Origin of the sequence: Listeria monocytogenes, from assembly GCF_900187225.1 — a bacterium.
In the GTDB taxonomy this organism is placed as follows: Bacteria; Bacillota; Bacilli; order Lactobacillales; family Listeriaceae; genus Listeria; species Listeria monocytogenes.
Genome location: NZ_LT906436.1, coordinates 1,974,995 through 1,992,216, shown reverse-complemented (window position 1 = coordinate 1,992,216; position 17,222 = coordinate 1,974,995). Strand labels below are relative to the sequence as shown.

Annotated in this window: 17 protein-coding genes, 1 pseudogene and 1 riboswitch; of the genes and pseudogenes, 15 read left to right on the top strand and 3 right to left on the bottom strand. The window is 38.6% G+C overall.

The genetic code is table 11. The features are described 5' to 3' along the window. Nucleotides 1-5: 5 nt before the first annotated feature. Together CKV70_RS10095 and CKV70_RS10090 are read right to left on the bottom strand one after the other, a co-directional pair. Nucleotides 6-1,004 carry an NAD(P)/FAD-dependent oxidoreductase gene (locus CKV70_RS10095; protein ID WP_003723126.1) on the bottom strand — a complete coding sequence of 333 codons (999 nt, stop codon included), beginning with the start codon at nt 1,002-1,004 and terminating at the stop codon, nt 6-8. Beyond that, complete coding sequence (locus CKV70_RS10090; protein WP_003732025.1) at nt 994-1,818, bottom strand: ABC transporter ATP-binding protein; 825 nt, start codon at nt 1,816-1,818, stop codon at nt 994-996. The genes CKV70_RS10095 and CKV70_RS10090 overlap by 11 nt, the downstream gene beginning before the upstream one ends. A gap of 164 nt (nt 1,819-1,982) precedes the next feature. Here CKV70_RS10090 and CKV70_RS10085 point away from each other — a divergent pair, with 164 nt between their 5' ends. The 15 genes and pseudogenes from CKV70_RS10085 (at nt 1,983) to CKV70_RS10015 (ending at nt 16,826) form a co-directional block, all read left to right on the top strand. Continuing rightward, complete coding sequence (locus CKV70_RS10085; protein WP_003732026.1) at nt 1,983-2,924, top strand: iron-hydroxamate ABC transporter substrate-binding protein; 942 nt, start codon at nt 1,983-1,985, stop codon at nt 2,922-2,924. Between the two features lie 101 nt (nt 2,925-3,025). Beyond that, nucleotides 3,026-4,051: a FecCD family ABC transporter permease gene (locus CKV70_RS10080; protein WP_012951823.1), complete on the top strand. Its 1,026-nt coding sequence runs from the start codon at nt 3,026-3,028 to the stop codon at nt 4,049-4,051. Further along, entirely contained in the window at nt 4,051-5,073 is a 1,023-nt protein-coding gene (locus CKV70_RS10075) for a FecCD family ABC transporter permease (protein WP_003724148.1), read from the top strand. Before CKV70_RS10080 ends, CKV70_RS10075 begins: the two co-directional genes overlap by 1 nt. Nucleotides 5,074-5,314: 241 nt before the next feature. After that, nucleotides 5,315-5,761, top strand: a pseudogene (gene fur, locus CKV70_RS10070) (ferric iron uptake transcriptional regulator); the annotation flags it as partial. Nucleotides 5,762-5,920: 159 nt separating this feature from the next. Then, complete coding sequence (gene xerD / locus CKV70_RS10065; protein WP_012951821.1) at nt 5,921-6,814, top strand: site-specific tyrosine recombinase XerD; 894 nt, start codon at nt 5,921-5,923, stop codon at nt 6,812-6,814. A 28-nt stretch (nt 6,815-6,842) separates the two neighbouring features. Further along, nucleotides 6,843-8,027: a phosphopentomutase gene (gene deoB / locus CKV70_RS10060; RefSeq protein WP_014600971.1), complete on the top strand. Its 1,185-nt coding sequence runs from the start codon at nt 6,843-6,845 to the stop codon at nt 8,025-8,027. An 18-nt stretch (nt 8,028-8,045) separates the two neighbouring features. Next, nucleotides 8,046-8,864 carry a purine-nucleoside phosphorylase gene (locus CKV70_RS10055; protein ID WP_003723600.1) on the top strand — a complete coding sequence of 273 codons (819 nt, stop codon included), beginning with the start codon at nt 8,046-8,048 and terminating at the stop codon, nt 8,862-8,864. Between the two features lie 180 nt (nt 8,865-9,044). Beyond that, on the top strand, nt 9,045-10,355 hold the full coding sequence (gene lysA, locus CKV70_RS10050) for a diaminopimelate decarboxylase (protein ID WP_003732029.1): 1,311 nt from the start codon (nt 9,045-9,047) through the stop codon (nt 10,353-10,355). A gap of 15 nt (nt 10,356-10,370) precedes the next feature. Continuing rightward, nucleotides 10,371-11,120 carry a segregation/condensation protein A gene (locus CKV70_RS10045; RefSeq protein ID WP_003723598.1) on the top strand — a complete coding sequence of 250 codons (750 nt, stop codon included), beginning with the start codon at nt 10,371-10,373 and terminating at the stop codon, nt 11,118-11,120. Then, on the top strand, nt 11,117-11,713 hold the full coding sequence (scpB, locus tag CKV70_RS10040; RefSeq protein WP_003723597.1) for an SMC-Scp complex subunit ScpB: 597 nt from the start codon (nt 11,117-11,119) through the stop codon (nt 11,711-11,713). The genes CKV70_RS10045 and scpB overlap by 4 nt, the downstream gene beginning before the upstream one ends. 2 nt (nt 11,714-11,715) lie before the next feature. Next, nucleotides 11,716-12,450, top strand: a complete 735-nt coding sequence (locus CKV70_RS10035) for a pseudouridine synthase (RefSeq protein WP_003723596.1) — start codon at nt 11,716-11,718, stop codon at nt 12,448-12,450. 182 nt (nt 12,451-12,632) lie between these two features. After that, entirely contained in the window at nt 12,633-13,349 is a 717-nt protein-coding gene (locus CKV70_RS10030; protein WP_003723595.1) for a response regulator transcription factor, read from the top strand. Nucleotides 13,350-13,449: 100 nt separating this feature from the next. Continuing rightward, nucleotides 13,450-15,240, top strand: a complete 1,791-nt coding sequence (locus tag CKV70_RS10025) for an ATP-binding protein (RefSeq protein WP_003723594.1) — start codon at nt 13,450-13,452, stop codon at nt 15,238-15,240. Nucleotides 15,241-15,255: 15 nt separating this feature from the next. Further along, nucleotides 15,256-15,774: an acyl-CoA thioesterase gene (locus CKV70_RS10020; protein ID WP_003723593.1), complete on the top strand. Its 519-nt coding sequence runs from the start codon at nt 15,256-15,258 to the stop codon at nt 15,772-15,774. A gap of 128 nt (nt 15,775-15,902) precedes the next feature. Further along, nucleotides 15,903-16,025: riboswitch (FMN riboswitch) on the top strand. Between the two features lie 189 nt (nt 16,026-16,214). Next, nucleotides 16,215-16,826, top strand: coding sequence for an ECF transporter S component (locus CKV70_RS10015; protein WP_003732031.1), 612 nt, complete (start codon nt 16,215-16,217; stop codon nt 16,824-16,826). Nucleotides 16,827-16,867: 41 nt separating this feature from the next. On the opposite strand, the gene CKV70_RS10010 is transcribed toward CKV70_RS10015, so the two are convergent. Continuing rightward, entirely contained in the window at nt 16,868-17,092 is a 225-nt protein-coding gene (locus tag CKV70_RS10010; protein WP_003723591.1) for a ferredoxin, read from the bottom strand. Nucleotides 17,093-17,222 lie beyond the last annotated feature (130 nt).

The following is a 17,222-nucleotide window of genomic DNA, read 5'->3' as shown; positions in this document are numbered from 1 at the left end:
TTTTTTTAACCAATAAAGCTTTCGTGATGCGTGCTAATCATCGCTTCATCTGCGGCAGTTGGTTCTAAATATTTTTTCGCACTATTAATCGCGATGGGCCCTTCATGCAGTCCTGCTGCGATAATGCGTATTTTTCGAGGGTAGGTGGCACTATCTCCACAAGCAAAAATACCAGGAACCGTCGTCTTCATTTCATCATCCACGACAATGCCAAAATCGGCTTGTTTAAAGCCCCATTCCGCCATTGTTCCAAGGTCTACTTTCACCCCATGATTAATGAAAAGTGCCTCGGTTTCAATTGTTTTCGTAGTCTGCGTTTGATTACAGCAAACGGTAATCTCAGTTAGTTGGTTGTTCGTTCCGATTAGTTCGCTGATTTCATGATGGATATGGATTTCGACGCGAGAATTTTTCAGTTCACGAACACTTTCCTCGTGGGCTTTAAAATCTTCGCCGCGATAAATAAGGTGTACTTGTTTGGCAATTGGTTCAAGCGTCTGCGCCCAGTCGATAGCAGAATTTCCTCCACCAGAAACCACCACTACTTTATCGCGGAATTGCTCGATATTTTTGACATCATAATGGATTGCAAATGGAAAATCTTCAGCATGTAGAGCTTCAAGCTTATTGACCTCAAACGTACCACTACCTGTAGCAATGACAATTGTTTTTGAAAAATGAATCGAACCGTTATGCGAAGTTAATTGAAAGGTGCCATCTGCTAGTTTGGTCACATCTACAACTCGCTCACTGCAAACAATAGTTGGATGAAACGTTTCTGCTTGTTGTTTTAAATTTGCGACAAGATTTTCGCCGGTAATGGCGGGAATACCACCGATATCGCGAATGATTTTTTCTGGAAAAAAGTAACGAACTTTCCCGCCGACAGCAGGTTCAGCATCGATAATTTTTGTTTTCATGGAACGAAGCCCACTATAAAATGCGGAGAATAGGCCAATGGGACCGCCGCCGATAATGGTTACATCATAAACCTCATTTGGCAATGGAATCAAGCTCCTTTACAATTTCGCATCCGTTGCAAGTTTCGTATGGAAGGCAAAGAGGGACACCGCTGCGGGGGTCAATTAAAATATCTGCTTTGATATTAAAGACATCCTCTAAAGTTTGTTCGGTCATGACGCTTGTTGGTGTTCCTTCTGCAATGACTTTTCCTTCTTTAATAGCAATCATATGGTGAGCGTAACGAGATGCGTGATTTAAATCATGGACAACCATCACGATTGTGCGGTTCTCTGATTGATTTAATTGTTTCAATAAATTAAGTACATCTAGTTGGTGTGTCATATCTAAAAAGGTAGTCGGCTCATCAAGAAATAGGACATCTGTTTCTTGGGCAAGCGCCATGGCAATCCAAGCACGCTGTCGTTGTCCGCCTGATAAACTATCGATAGGTCGATCCGCGAACTCCGTTAAATTCGTCACGCGCAATGACCAAAAAATAATTTCGCGATCTTTTGCGGTAATCGATTTAAAGCTACTTTGATGCGGAGAACGTCCATAAGAAATTAATTCAAACACCGTCAAACCATCAGGTGCAGAAGGGTTTTGTGGTAAAATAGCTAATTGTTTGGCAACGTCTCTAGTTGGCTGACTATGAATCGTTTTGCCGTCTAAATAAACAGCGCCTTTACTAGGTTTCATTAAGCGGGACATCGTTTTTAAAATAGTCGATTTCCCTGAACCATTTGCACCTACTAAAGCGGTTATTTTATTCGCTGGAATGGCTATGTCTAAACCATCAACAATGATTCGTTTGTCGTATGAAATTTGTAAGTTATCTGTATGAAGGTCTTTCATTTTCATCGCTCCAATTTAAAGTTAAGGTGATAATCATTCTCAATGGTTAAGTATAGAGTTTTTATGGTGAAGATGCAAGCGTTACTTTGCTGGAATGATTTGCACTTTGTGAATAAAGTTGCTATACTAACTGAGAATTATTATCAGTTACAGGAGGGGTTCAATTGAAAAAGGGTATCATTTTGCTCGTATCAATGCTTTTTATTGCAGTGGTTTTAACTGCTTGTGGAGATAACAAATCGGCTGGAAGTGAGCAGGTCGAGATGCGTACATATACAATGGCAAATGGTAAGAAAGTAGAAATTCCGGCTCATCCAAAACGGATTGTGGCTTCGGAATATCTAGGGAATATTGTTTTGCTTGGAATGAAGCCTGTGGGGGCCAGAGCGAAACAAATGGAAAATCCGTTTTTGAAAGGAAAAGTGGACGGGATTGCAGATATTGGTGACCCAGTTTCAGCGGAAAAAGTGGCGGAATTAAAGCCTGATTTAATCATTGTTTCAAACGATGATGAATTTGAAGCAATGTCGAAAATTGCGCCAACTGTGTTAATTCCTTACGCAACTTCTAAAAATGTAGAGGAAGACGTACGCCAAATCGCTGACTTAGTTGGTGAAAAAAAGGCTGGAGAGGCATGGCTAGATAAGTTTCATCAAAAAGCCAAAGAAAGTAGAGCGAAGTTGGCTGGCAAGTTAGATCCGAATGAAACAGTGGGGATTTATGAAGTACAAGATAAAGATTTTTATGTGATGGGACAAAATATGGGGCGCGGTGGTCAAGCGATTTATAATGCTTTACAACTAAAAGCACCAGCAAAAATTCAGAAAGATGTTTTAGATGGGCAAGATTGGCAAAAGATTTCACTGGAAGTTTTACCTGAATTTGCAGCAGACAGAATGTTCGTGACGACTACTTCTTCTGGGAGTGCTAAGGACGGCGAGGAGACATTAAAAGATTTAACCAACTCGCCAATTTGGAAAGATCTGCCAACGTTTAAAGCTGGAAATGTTTACCAAATGGATTTTGATACGATGTTTTATTATGATCCTTTAGCAGTAGAAGGGCAGTTGGATATTATTGTAGAGAAGTTACTTGCGTCCAACTAATGATTGCGCTTAGTGAATGATATTGATATAATTTTCTTTGCGATTGATAATTATTATCACTTAAAACGAGCGGATAATTTAGATGGAAGGAACATGTGCAGATGGATAAGTCAAAACAGATAAAAATGAATACAAGACCAACTGTTGCTAAATTTATACTTTCGGGTGGGCTTTTGTTGCTTCTGATTCTAGCGTTATTCGGGATTGCAGTTGGTGCAGCTGATATTAATTTAAGTACGGTTTGGGATGCACTTTTTCATTATAATAGTTCGGATACACAGCACCAGATTATACGAAGTTTACGTGTTCCTCGGGTGGTTGCGGATATGGCGATAGGGGCTGCTTTTGCGGTTGCTGGAGCGATTATGCAAGGAATCACTCGAAATCCACTTGCTGACTCAGGTCTGCTTGGTTTGAATGCTGGATCAACATTTATGGTAGCAGTTTGTTTTGCGTTTATGCCTTGGCTTAGTTATAATTCGTTGATTTTATTTTCTTTTGTGGGTGCGGCAATTGGTGCCTTTTTAGTATTTGGCGTTAGTTCGCTTGCTGGAAGTGCGATGTCGCCAACTCGGTTAGTTCTTGCCGGAGCAGCGGTTAGTTCATTGCTTACCGCGCTTAGTGAAGGGCTTGCAATTTATTTTCAGTTAAGTCAAGATTTGGCCTTTTGGTACGCGGGCGGGGTTGCTGGTGTAAAATGGAGTCAGCTTGCGGCTATTTGGCCTTGGTTACTTGGAGCGCTTATTGCGGCGATTTTGCTAAGTAAATCGATTACAATTTTAAGCTTAGGCGATGATATTGCTGTTGGTCTAGGTGAAAAAACTACTTTTGTTAAAATTGCTTCGATGGTTGTGGTGTTAATTTTGGCGGGGCTGGCTGTGTCGGTTGTTGGTCCGGTTGGGTTTATCGGCTTGATTGTACCGCATCTGGTACGATTTTTAGTCGGAGTGGATTATCGCTGGATTATTCCTTGCTCAGCTGTTGTAGGTGCGTTTCTGACTTTAGCGGCGGATATTTTGGCGAGAACAATTAATCCACCTTATGAAACGCCAATCAGTGTTATTTTTGCACTAATCGGGGTTCCTTTCTTCCTATATGTAGCACGTAAAGAAAGGAGGAACTTATAATGTATATGACGATTGCAGAAAAGCGAAAAAAATCGCGGCGAATTTGGACGTTAATTATTTTAAGTGTGTTGATTTTTTGTACATTTACATATAGTGTCAATGCTGGTTATTCGAAATTGCCATTTTTGGAAGTGATTAAGTCGTTTTTTGGGATGGCGGATGCTGGGACACAACTTATTGTGACGGAGTTTCGATTGCCGCGTATAGTTATTGCGCTGTTAGTTGGTGCGGGACTTGCGGTTTCGGGAACGATTTTACAAGGGATCTCTGGTAATGGACTAGCTGATCCGGGAATTCTTGGGATTAATAATGGAGCAGGACTTGCAGTTATGCTTTATATTTCCTTTTTTCCTTCCACTATGGACGTTCCAGTGTTATTTATGCCTTTTATCGGATTTATCGGAGCCATTTTAACCGCGTTTGTTGTGTATGGACTTTCTTATAGTAGAAGCGAGGGGTTACTTCCTAATCGATTGCTACTTACTGGTATTGCTGTTGCGGCGGCAATTGCGGCACTTATAACGTTATTAACGGTTCGGCTTGATCCACAAAATTATCAACGCTATGCTGAATGGATGGCAGGAAATATTTGGGCTTCAAGCTGGCAGTATGTTTTTGCCCTTTTGCCGTGGCTTATTGTTTTAGGGGCAATTGCTTTCATGAAAGTAAAAACGTTAGATGTGCTCTCTTTTGGAGACCAAGTAGCAACTGGTCTCGGGGTTCGGGTTGAGCGAGAAAAATTTGTGCTTTTAATAGTAGCAGTTGGTTTGGCAGCTGCCTGTGTATCCGTTAGTGGTGGTATTGCATTTATTGGACTGATTGGTCCGCATATTGCCAGAAAGTTAGTTGGCTCAGCACATCGCTGGGTGATGGTAACAGCAGCGCTTTCTGGAGGGCTATTATTACTACTTGCGGATACAATTGGTCGATTGATTATTCAACCTTCTGAAATCTTTGCTGGTATCGTTGTGGCAATTATCGGTGCACCTTATTTCTTGTTCCTTCTTGCAAAAGCTAAATAATAATAATTATTGATAACGAGAAATTAACTAGTAATTGATAATCATTGTAGACAGCCTATTGCTTTTGTGATATCTTAGTAAACATAAGCAATAGGAATTGACTACGTGCCATTTTTACTGTAAAAAGTGAATTCATAACTTGCATTTTATTTATAATTATTATAAACTGTATTTATTGTTAAATGATAATGATGATAATTTAGAAAGACAACTTGTTGTAGCAACCAAGGGAGGAACTATAATGGAAGGTCGTATTGGACGCATTAAAGCACAACTTCATGATGCTAGTTATAAATTAACACCACAGCGAGAAGCTACTGTTCGCGTTTTACTGGAAAATGAAAAAGATCATTTAAGTGCCGAGGAAGTTTTCTTGCGTGTGAAAGATATTGCACCTGACACTGGCCTTGCAACCGTTTATAGAACATTGGAGCTTTTAACCGAATTGCGCGTGGTTGATAAAATTAATTTTGGTGACGGTGTCTCTCGGTATGACTTGAGACAAGAAGGCGCTAAACATTTTCATCATCATTTAGTATGCTTAGAGTGCGGGTCTGTAGAGGAAATTCAAGAAGACTTATTAGAAGATGTGGAGAAAATCGTCGAATCGAAGTGGAACTTTCTTGTTAAAGATCATCGTCTGACTTTCCAAGGGATTTGCGCGAATTGCAGACAAAAATCTAAAAAAAGAATAATGCGAGAGTTTGGGATAATTTATCTCAAACTTTTTTTATGGTCAAAAAGATGGACTGAATTGCGCGAAAAGTATTACAAGTCTTTTTCTATTAATTAAACGTTTTCAGTGGGGGTGTAACATGGTAGAATAGGATTTGTGGAGGAAACGCTTATGAATGATTTAATTGAAGATTTTTTACATTTTTTAATTGTAGAGAGAGGTTTATCCGCGAATACAATCAAAGCTTATGAACGAGATTTACACTATTTTGTTTCTTATATGGATGTAACGAAGGAGTTAACTGATCCGAATACACTTGAACGAAGCGATATAGTTGGTTTTATGGCATTTGCAAGACAAGAAGGAAAATCACCAAGAAGTGTAGCGCGATATATTGCTTCACTGCGATCTTTCTTTCATTATTTAATGCATGATGGGAAAATGTCACATGACCCAATGATTCAAATTGAAACGCCAAAGCAAGCCAAGGGATTACCAAAAGTTTTGAACCTTGATGATGTCGAGAAGTTACTTAGCTCTTCTGATACAAGTACACCTCTCGGACTGCGTGATCAAGCAATGATGGAAATTTTATACGCGACGGGGCTTCGTGTAACCGAACTTGTCAGCTTGAAAATGGACGATTTGCACCTTCATATGGGTTTTATTCAAACGATTGGTAAGGGGGATAAAGAGAGAATTATCCCACTGGGAAAAACGGCAACAACTGTGTTAGAAAAGTATTTAGAGGAAGCGAGACCGAAACTTCGTAGACCGAAATACCGAAATGATTTTGTCTTTTTAAATCATCACGGTCAAGGACTTACAAGACAGGGTTTCTGGAAGATTTTAAAAGGTATTGCAAAAGAATCGGGCATTGAAAAGCCGATTACACCGCATACTTTGCGTCATTCATTTGCCACTCATTTGCTTGAAAATGGGGCTGATTTAAGGTCGGTTCAAGAACTCCTTGGTCACGCCGATATCTCCACTACACAAATTTATACACACGTAACAAAGCTGCGTTTGAAAGATGTCTACAAACAATTTCACCCACGCGCTTAAAAAATATAGTTGAAAAGGATGAGTAAATATGCCAGATAAATTTAAACGAGTACATGTAGTTGTAATGGATTCAGTTGGTATTGGAGAAGCACCAGATGCCGCTAAATTTGGTGATTTTGATGTAGATACATTTGGACATATTGCCAAACACGTCGGCGGACTAAAAATGCCTGAAATGGGCAAATTAGGTTTATCGAATATTCGTGAAATCGAAGGAATTAAAAAAGCGGAAAAACCACTTGCTTACTATACAAAAATGCAAGAAGCTTCGAACGGTAAAGATACAATGACTGGTCACTGGGAAATCATGGGCCTATACATTGACACACCTTTCCGCGTATTCCCAGATGGATTTCCTGACGATTTAATCAACCAAATTGAAGAAAAAACAGGACGTAAAGTAATTGGAAATAAACCAGCGAGCGGAACAGAAATTATGGCTGAACTTGGAGAAGAGCATGTCAAAACAGGTGCTCTCATTGTTTACACATCAGCTGACTCAGTTTTACAAATTGCTGCGCATGAAGATGTAGTACCTCTTGAAGAACTATATGAAATCTGTGAATTTTGTCGTAAAATTACGCTAGATGATCCGTACATGCTTGGTCGTATTATCGCTCGTCCATTTGTCGGTGAACCAGGTGCGTTTGTTAGAACGCCAAATCGTCATGACTATGCGCTAAAACCATTTAAGCCAACTGTAATGGATGCTTTAAAAGATGGCGGTAAAGACGTGATTGCCATTGGTAAAATTTCTGATATTTTTGATGGTGAAGGTGTTACGGAATCTATCCGTACGAAATCAAATATGGACGGAATGGATCAATTTATTGCTGTATTAGATAAAGATTTTAACGGTATGAGTTTCTTGAATTTAGTAGACTTTGATGCACTCTTCGGACATCGTCGTGATCCACAAGGTTATGCAGATGCGCTTGTTGATTTTGACGGTCGTTTAGTAGAAGTAATGGAAAAATTAACAGATGATGATCTATTAATTATTACAGCTGATCACGGAAATGACCCAACATACTCTGGCACAGACCACACACGTGAGTTTGTACCATTACTTGTATACTCACCACGCTTCAAAAATGGTGGTTCAGAATTAGAATTACGCAAAACGTTTGCTGATCTTGGTGCAACAGTTGCTGATAATTTTGATGTGAAAATGCCTGAATATGGAACAAGTTTTTTAAGAGACTTGAAATAGGAAAAGGGAGGAACAAAAATGAGTTTAGAAAAAGTAAACGAAGCAGTTGCGAAAATTAGAGAAAGTTACACTGGGACACCAAAAATCGGTTTGATTCTTGGTTCTGGTTTAGGTGTGCTTGCGGATGAAGTAAACCAACCGATAAAACTTTCTTATAGCGAAATCCCACATTTTCCTGTTTCCACAGTAGAAGGACATGCTGGACAATTTGTTTTTGGTGAGTTAGAAAATAAAGAAGTTGTGGCAATGCAAGGACGTTTTCACTTTTATGAAGGCTATTCAATGCAAGATGTTACTTTCCCAGTTCGTGTTATGAAAGAGCTAGGCGTAGAAGTTCTTATTGTGACGAATGCTGCTGGTGGTGTGAACGAATTGTATTCTGCTGGAGATTTAATGTTGATTTCTGATCATATTAACTTCACAGGGACTAGCCCACTTATCGGACCAAATGATGAGCATTTTGGTCCTCGTTTCCCAGATATGTCAGAAGCGTATAATTTAGCTCTACGTGTGGATGCTAGACTTATTGCTCAAGAACTTAATTTGACTATCCGTGAAGGTGTTTATGCTGGATTTAGCGGTCCAACTTATGAAACACCTGCTGAAATTCAAATGATGCGCACGCTTGGAGCAGACGCAGTTGGTATGTCCACTGTACCGGAAGTAATCATTGCGAACCATGCTGGATTACGAGTGCTTGGTATTTCTTGTATTACGAATATGGCGGCCGGAATTTTGGACCAACCACTTTCTCATACAGAAGTTATTGAAACTACAGACCAAGTTCGTAGCACGTTTTTACAATACGTAAAAGCAATTGTTGCTAAAATTTCTTAAAATAATTGGTAGCTAATCTCAGCCCCAATTTGTTATTTTCTGAAGCAAGGAGATAACAGATTTGGGCTGAGTTTTTTACGTATTTGATAATATTTTCAGATAGTTATTGTCGCTCGGCTTCTTAGTATGCTACTATATAAAAGAACTTTTAAAAATCTATAATGTAAAGGTGGGATTGGCGTGACGTTTGAACGGCTTGGAACAATGAATGTAAATGCAGAAGGACATCTCGAAATTGGAGGGGTGGACACTTTAAAGCTTGCTGACAAATATGGTACGCCACTTTACGTTTATGATGTAGCGCTAATCCGTGACCGAGCAAGAGGGTTTAAGAAAACATTCGAAGAGCTAGGGGTAAAAGCGCAAGTGGCTTATGCGAGTAAAGCATTCTCTGCAGTTGCTATTTATCAGCTTATGGCCGAAGAAGGTTTATCGCTAGATGTTGTTTCAGGCGGAGAACTTTATACGGCAATAAAAGCAAATTTCCCTCCTGAAAGAATTCATTTTCATGGAAATAATAAAAGTGCAGAAGAAATACATATGGCGCTTGACTATGGCATCGGTTGTTTTGTTATCGATAATTATTATGAAATTAGTTTATTAGAAGATATATTAATAGAACGAAATGAAAAGGCTTCGGTTTTAATTCGCGTGACCCCGGGGATAGAAGCTCATACACATGACTATATTTTAACAGGCCAAGATGATTCGAAATTTGGATTTGGACTTACAAATGGACAAGCTGAAAAAGCGATTAAACAAGTACTTCATGCAAGTGCGTCCTTTGATTTAATTGGCCTTCACTGTCATATTGGTTCGCAAATTTTTGAAACAACTGGTTTTAAATTAGCCGCTCGTCGTATTATGGATAAATTAGTTGAATGGCACCAAACTCTGGGATTTGATTCTAAAGTACTTAATCTTGGTGGCGGTTTCGGTGTGCGTTATACTGCAGAAGACGAACCTCTTGAACCTAGCGAATATGTGCGACAAATTATGGATGAAGTGCGAGATGTGGCTGAGAGCAATGATATTGATATTCCAGAAATTTGGATTGAACCAGGTCGTTCCCTTGTTGGTGAAGCAGGAACAACACTTTACAAAGTTGGATCGCGTAAAGAAGTTCCGGGAATTAGAAATTATATCGCAGTGGATGGCGGCATGTCTGACAATATTCGTCCAGCGTTATATGATGCGCATTATGATGCTGTTTTAGCGGCAAACCCTGAAAAAGTAGCAGAAGAAACAGTGGCTATCGCAGGAAAATGCTGTGAGTCTGGTGATATGTTAATATGGGATTTGCCACTACCAAAATCAAACGCTGGTGAAGTTTTGGCGGTATTTTGTACTGGTGCCTATGGTTATGCGATGGCAAGTAATTATAACCGTATCCCAAGACCACCAGTTGTTTTTGTGGAAAACGGAGTCGATAAATTAATCGTTGCTCGCGAAACATATGAAAATTTAGTGCAAAATGATCTTTCATTATAGTAGGGCGGGACAGATATGGTAGAAATGAATTTTAAAGTGGACGCGTTTGAAGGACCGCTTGACTTACTTCTTCATTTAATTGGACAACTAGAAGTCGATATTTATGACATCCCTATGGCTGAAATTACGGACCAATACATGGAATTTGTTCATACAATGCAAGAAATGGAATTGGATGTCGCGAGTGAATATTTAGTGATGGCAGCAACTTTACTAGCAATTAAAAGTAAGATGCTACTTCCAAAGCAAGAACTGGAAATCGATTATGATACACTAGAAGAGGAAGAAGATCCTCGTGATGCTTTAGTTGAAAAACTAATGGAATACAAACGATTCAAAGAAGCCGCAAAAGAACTAAAAGAAAAAGAAGCGGAACGGAGCTTTTATTTTAGTAAACCACCGATGGATTTAGCAGAGTATGATGATGGTACCAAAGTGGCAGAACTAGATGTTTCATTAAACGATATGCTAAGTGCATTTAACAAAATGCTACGTCGGAAAAAGTTAAATAAACCGCTCCATACAAGAATTACAACACAAGAAATCTCTATTGATCAAAGAATGGATTCTGTTTTAGAGAAATTAAATCTACAAGTAAATCATCGCTTACGATTTGACGAGTTATTTGAAGAACAAACGAAAGAGCAACTTGTCGTTACATTTTTAGCTTTGTTAGAATTAATGAAACGAAAATTAGTCGAAGTAGAACAAGCGGAAAGTTTTGCGGATTTATATGTGCAAGGTAAAGGGGAAGAAATATCGTGAACAGAGAAGAACAATTAGGCGTATTAGAGAGTTTGCTTTTTGCTGCGGGAGATGCGGGACTTTCAACGGAACAATTAACTGAAGTCATGGAAATCACGCACATTGAAGCACTCAATTTATTAGAGCTTTTAAGTGAACGATATAACGAAAGTGCTGACAGAGGTCTAATATTACTAGAGCTTGCCGGAACATTTCAATTAGCTACGAAAAAAGCGCATGCAGAATTTTTACGTAAATTAGTCGAAGTTCCAAGCAATACCGTTTTATCGCAAGCATCATTAGAGACATTAGCAATTATTGCTTACCGCCAACCAGTTACAAGAATGGAAGTGGACGAGGTTCGCGGTGTTCAAACTGATGGTCCGATTAGAACCTTGGTCGCCAAAGGGCTTGTAACAGATAAAGGTCGTGTTGACGGTGCAGGCCGAGCAAAACTTTACGTTACTACAAGTGAGTTTTTAGATGCTTTTGGACTTAATTCTCTAGAGGATTTACCAAAGCTTGCTGATCCAGCGACAGATGAACCAGATCAGAATGAAATGGACCTGTTTTTTGACCGGTTTAACCAAAGTAAAGAACAGGAGGAGGAATAAGAATGGAACGTTTACAAAAAGTGATTGCAAATGCAGGTATTACTTCAAGAAGAAAAGCAGAAAAGCTTATTCAAGAAGGTAAAGTAACAGTGAATGGGAAAGTAGTCACAGAATTAGGTGTGAAGGTTAGCGGTACGGAGCGAATTGAAGTTGAGGGAATTCAACTAACAAAAGAAGAACATCGCTATTTCCTTTTTTATAAGCCAAGAGGAACGGTTTCGGCTGTAACAGATGATAAAGGTCGTACAACCGTAGCGGATTATTTTGCGGATATTCCAGAAAGACTTTACCCAGTAGGACGACTTGACTATGATACTTCTGGATTGTTATTAATGACCAATGATGGGGATTTCGCTAATTTACTAATGCATCCGAAAAATGAAGTTTCCAAAACATATATCGCGCGTATCAAAGGTATTCCTGAACGAGAAGTGATTCGTCAGCTAGAACGCGGTGTTGTGATAGATGGTCGCAAAACAGCACCAGCAAAAGTAAAAGTACGTTCGTCTGACAAAACGAAAGATAAAGCCATTGTAGAAATTACTATTCATGAAGGCAGAAATCGCCAAGTGCGTAAAATGTTCGAGGCAGTTGGCTTTGAAGTACAAAAATTATCAAGAGAAGAGTACTCGTTCTTGAATTTACGTGGTTTAAACGCAGGTGAACGTCGGGAATTATCCCATCATGAAGTAAAACAATTAAAAACGGAAGCAAGATTTGGTAAAAATAAAAAGTAACTTTTCTTACAAAATATACTTTCTAATAGCGTGTTTTGTGAAAAACATGTATAATTTAAATCGTAGGAAATTTGGTATAGGCAATTATATGGTTTTTTCGTATGTGGGTACGGAAGATTCCATTTATCTGAATGAATGTAAATGATCGTTTTATGTAAATGAGAGTTAGGGGATGAGTACTTATGAGTGAACAAGTTAGAGTGCTTGTTGTGGATGATGAGGACCGGATACGACGCCTTCTTAAGATGTATCTTGAAAGAGAAAACTATCGTATTGAAGAAGCTAGTGATGGTGATCAAGCATTAAGCATGGCGCTGAACAATAATTATGAAGTAATCCTACTTGATTTGATGATGCCTGGTAAAGATGGCATCGAAGTTTGTCGTGAACTGAGGGAGTTTAAATCCACACCCGTTGTCATGTTGACTGCAAAAGGAGAAGAAGCTAACCGAGTACAAGGCTTTGAAGTTGGTGCAGATGATTACATCGTAAAACCATTTAGCCCAAGAGAAGTTGTGCTTCGCGTGAAGGCTGTTCTTCGTCGCGCCAAACAATCCTCAGAAGAATCAGCAGGAGGCACACCGGGAGACATTATTACCTTCCCACATTTAAAAATTGATAACGAAGCTCACCGTGTTATTGTCGATGGAAAAGAAATCGGTTTGACACCGAAAGAATATGACTTGCTTTATTATTTAGCTAAATCTCCGGATAAAGTATTCGACCGCGAGTCACTTTTAAAAGAAGTGTGGCGTTATGAATTCTTTGGCGATTTGCGAACGATTGATACACACGTTAAAAGACTCCGCGAAAAACTGCATGATGTATCAGAAGACGCTGCGAGAATGATTGTAACAGTTTGGGGTCTTGGATATAAATTTGAAGTTCCAGAAGATTAATAAAACAGACTTAGATAACGGGCAAAGACGTTTAATCGGCAAGTGTTATGCCGCACGTGCTTTGTTCGTTATTTTTTTGCGAGGACCGAGGTGAGAATAGATGAAGATTTGGAATAGTATTGTTGGGAAAATTTGGAGTACCATTATTCTTTTACTAATAGGGATTTTAGTTATTTCCGGATTTTTAGTGGCAATGATTTATGAAAAAAATAATATTACGCGAATAACAAATGAATTAGAAGACAAAACAGCCAGTATCATCACTGTAATGCAAGAAAATAATGAAGTAATCTCTGCTGAAAATAATAATGATTCTGCACTTATACTACTTGATGATACGATGGGCGTCATTATCGAACAAAACGGAAAAAGCGTCTATCAATCACAGTCACCAGATACTATTTCTAGTGCATCTGCCAATAAATTAATTCAAGACAAGACATTAGATAAAGCTTTAGAAAAAGATAACAGTGTAACGATGAAATATAATTTTAAAACAGAAAAAAGTTCCTTACCGGTTGAAATCTCTGCACAGAAATTCAAATTAGCGAACGGTGAAACTGGTGTTGTTTACGTCTATCAGTCTTATCATGACATCCTAAAAGTGAACGAAAAAACGATGAGTACTTTGATTATTTCGGGAATTATTGCGATAGTCATTACGTCTATCTTATCTTTCGTCTTTTCTTCTCGCATGGCTTTCCCGCTTCGAGAAATGAAAAAAATTGCGATTGCTGTTTCTAAAGGGAACTTTGATAATCGTGTACCAACTTATACGCATGATGAAATTGGTGAACTTGGGGTAGCTTTTAACGATATGGCAAAGCAATTGAAGTATAATGTTAGTGCTCTTAGGCAAGAAAAGGAACAGCTATCCAATATTTTAGTTGGGATGGCTGATGGTGTTATTAAATTTAGTGTGGATAAAACGATTATTCTTAGTAATCCGCCAGCAGAAGAATTTTTACATAATTGGTTCTTCTCACCTGAAAATACCGAAAAAGTGCTCATTCCAGTGGCTTTAAATGAATTATTGAATGATACGTTAGAAAAGAAAGAATCTCAAGTTGGCGAAATCACGTTTGCTGATCATACGTATGTTGCCATTTTAACGTTACTCTATACAGGAGAACATGTGCGTAGTATCGTTGCGGTTATTCGCGATATGACAGAAGAGAAACAACTTGAAAAAATGAAAAGCGATTTTGTTAATAACGTCTCGCATGAACTAAGAACGCCGATTTCGATGCTACAAGGTTATAGTGAAGCGATTATTGATGGGGTTGCTCAGTCGGATGAAGAAGTGCGGGAGTTTGCGCAAATTATTTATGATGAATCCCTTCGTATTGGACGCTTGGTGAACGATATGCTGGATCTTGCGAGAATGGAAGCTGGTTTTAATCAAATGGATAATCAAAAATTACCGCTCGCGCCGTTACTGCGAAAAGTGATTTCTAATTTTGACGTTCTTGCGAAAGAGAACTTTGTGGAACTCGGTTTAGAACTTGAAACACCCGATTTAGAGTATTCCTATGACCCGGACCGGATGGAGCAAGTATTAATTAATTTAATTATGAACGCTATTCGTCATACTGGAAAAGAAGGCTATGATGGAAAAGTAATTTTAAAACAAACCATCGATGAAGCTAGGAGCAATCTTGTAATCACAGTATCTGACAATGGTAGCGGGATTGCGGAAGAAGATATCCCCTACCTTTTTGAGCGTTTTTATAAAGTGGACAAAGCAAGAAAACGTGGAAAAGCGGTTGGAACTGGAATTGGCCTTGCGATAGTTAAAAATATTGTGGAAGCACACAATGGAAAAATATCAGTTGAAAGCGAATTAGGTAAAGGATCTGATTTTATTATCACTTTGCCTCTCTATAAATAGATTGGAGCGAAAAACATGGAAAAAAGACAAACAAAATTTTGTAAAGAATCACTAGTAATTAAAACGAGCCGGGTTTTCCCCTCGGACACGAATAATCATAATACCCTTTTTGGTGGGAGATTGATGACCTATATTGATGATACGGCTTCCATTAGCGCCTCGCGTCATTGCCGTACGGAAATTGTCACTGCATCGACAGACTCAGTGGATTTCCTAAAACCGATTAAAAATGATCATTCTGTTTGCTTAGAGTCTTATGTAGCTTCAACTGGTAGAAGTTCAATGGAAATCTTCGTTAAAATTATTGCGGAGAATTTGAAAACAGGAGAACGTTATTTGGCTGCAACTTCCTTTTTAACGTTTGTGGCATTGGGTGCGGATGGTAAAACTGTAGAAGTTCCGCTCGTTGAACCAGAAACAGAAGAACAAAAAAGAATCCACGCGGGTGCTGAGGCAAGGAGCATTGCTCGTAAAATTCGTTTAAAAGAAAACCAATCATTAGCGGAATCATTATCAACAGATATTCCGTGGTGAATAAATAAAACCAGCTAATTGGCTGGTTTTTATTTACTTTGAATAGAAAGCGCTTACGTGAAAAAATATACAAAAGGACTTGCCAAAAAAATTTTTCATGGTAAAATGAAAATTGTAAGAAAATATTCGTTCATCTTCGGGGCAGGGTGCAATTCCCGACCGGTGGTTAAAGTCCACGATCTGCTTTTTTAGCAGTTGACTCTGGTGTAATTCCAGGACCGACAGTATAGTCTGGATGGGAGAAGATGTTGGCAGACCTTTTCGTTTGTCTTCACGAGCATGTGTTGGCAAGTTGTGATGCTTATTTGAGTATCTAGCGCTTGTTTATTAATGCACAAACTCTCCCTCAACTTTTTTTAGTTGAGGTTTTTTATTTGCTTGGGTTGCATTCGTTAAGCGACGTCACTCGCTTCTTGGTGAACATCAAGGGAGAAATGACAATGAAGAATTATTCAATGAAAGTTTTTGTAAGTGTGGCGGTTCTTGGCACATTAGCATTTATTTTAATGATGCTACAATTTCCGTTACTACCCAGTGCACCATTTTTAAAGCTTGATTTCAGTGATATTCCAGCTTTGATTGGTGGATTATTATTCGGACCACTCGCAGTGATTTTAGTAGAATTAATCAAAAATGTTCTGCTTTACATCGTGTCAGGTAGTCCGGTTGGAGTTCCAGTCGGAGAGCTGGCCAATTTTATATCGGGGCTTTTTTACGTACTACCTATTTATTATTTATTCCACTGGTTACGCTCAACAAAAGGCATGGTTCTTTCCACGGCTGTCGGAACAGTTTTAATGACAGGTGCAATGGCTGTATTTAATTATTTTGTATTATTACCATTTTACATCAAACTTGGTGGACTTCCGGCAAATACAGATGTTGCTTGGTTAATCACGTATGCGATTGTACCTTTCAACCTGTTAAAAGGAGTCATCGTTAGCGCAGTATTCTTATTACTATACTCCAGATTGAAAAAATGGATTGCTAAAAATCAAACGATGAAAGAACGGCGCAAATTTGAAAAAAGACAACAAGAAATAAGCCATTAAATATAAAAATCCGGAAGCCTATAAGTAGGCTTCCGGATTTTTTAATGAAACGAACTATCAGAAACTTTGATAGAAAGAGAAGGACAAGCAAATTCAGCGTCAATCACCATTTCGACCAAATCTTCGGGAATCTCTTTTGTTCCAGTGTTATTATCTAATATATTAAAGGCAAGACCTTCTGTATCATAATCAAAAACATCAGGTGCGTGAATGGAACAAGCGCCACAAGCAATACAAGTGTCTTTTTCGACAAGACAATACTTCAATTTTCTACGCTTCCTTTCTAAAATAACTATTTGCAGCCAGATTTTTTCTTTTTCTATTGTACCATATTTTGAAAAAGTTTTTTTCGGAAAAATTAATGTAGAACAAGTGTTTCTGTGTTATGATTATGGT

Bases quoted from the DNA above. Each gene is read 5' to 3' on its own strand.
- CKV70_RS10015 (WP_003732031.1), top strand. From the start codon at position 16,215: ATGAAGAATTATTCAATGAAAGTTTTTGTAAGTGTGGCGGTTCTTGGC.
- xerD (WP_012951821.1), top strand. From the start codon at position 5,921: ATGAATGATTTAATTGAAGATTTTTTACATTTTTTAATTGTAGAGAGA.
- CKV70_RS10035 (WP_003723596.1), top strand. From the start codon at position 11,716: ATGGAACGTTTACAAAAAGTGATTGCAAATGCAGGTATTACTTCAAGA.
- CKV70_RS10030 (WP_003723595.1), top strand. From the start codon at position 12,633: ATGAGTGAACAAGTTAGAGTGCTTGTTGTGGATGATGAGGACCGGATA.
- CKV70_RS10080 (WP_012951823.1), top strand. From the start codon at position 3,026: ATGGATAAGTCAAAACAGATAAAAATGAATACAAGACCAACTGTTGCT.
- CKV70_RS10045 (WP_003723598.1), top strand. From the start codon at position 10,371: ATGGTAGAAATGAATTTTAAAGTGGACGCGTTTGAAGGACCGCTTGAC.
- CKV70_RS10025 (WP_003723594.1), top strand. From the start codon at position 13,450: ATGAAGATTTGGAATAGTATTGTTGGGAAAATTTGGAGTACCATTATT.
- CKV70_RS10090 (WP_003732025.1), bottom strand. From the start codon at position 1,818: ATGAAAGACCTTCATACAGATAACTTACAAATTTCATACGACAAACGA.
- CKV70_RS10055 (WP_003723600.1), top strand. From the start codon at position 8,046: ATGAGTTTAGAAAAAGTAAACGAAGCAGTTGCGAAAATTAGAGAAAGT.
- CKV70_RS10020 (WP_003723593.1), top strand. From the start codon at position 15,256: ATGGAAAAAAGACAAACAAAATTTTGTAAAGAATCACTAGTAATTAAA.
- deoB (WP_014600971.1), top strand. From the start codon at position 6,843: ATGCCAGATAAATTTAAACGAGTACATGTAGTTGTAATGGATTCAGTT.
- CKV70_RS10075 (WP_003724148.1), top strand. From the start codon at position 4,051: ATGTATATGACGATTGCAGAAAAGCGAAAAAAATCGCGGCGAATTTGG.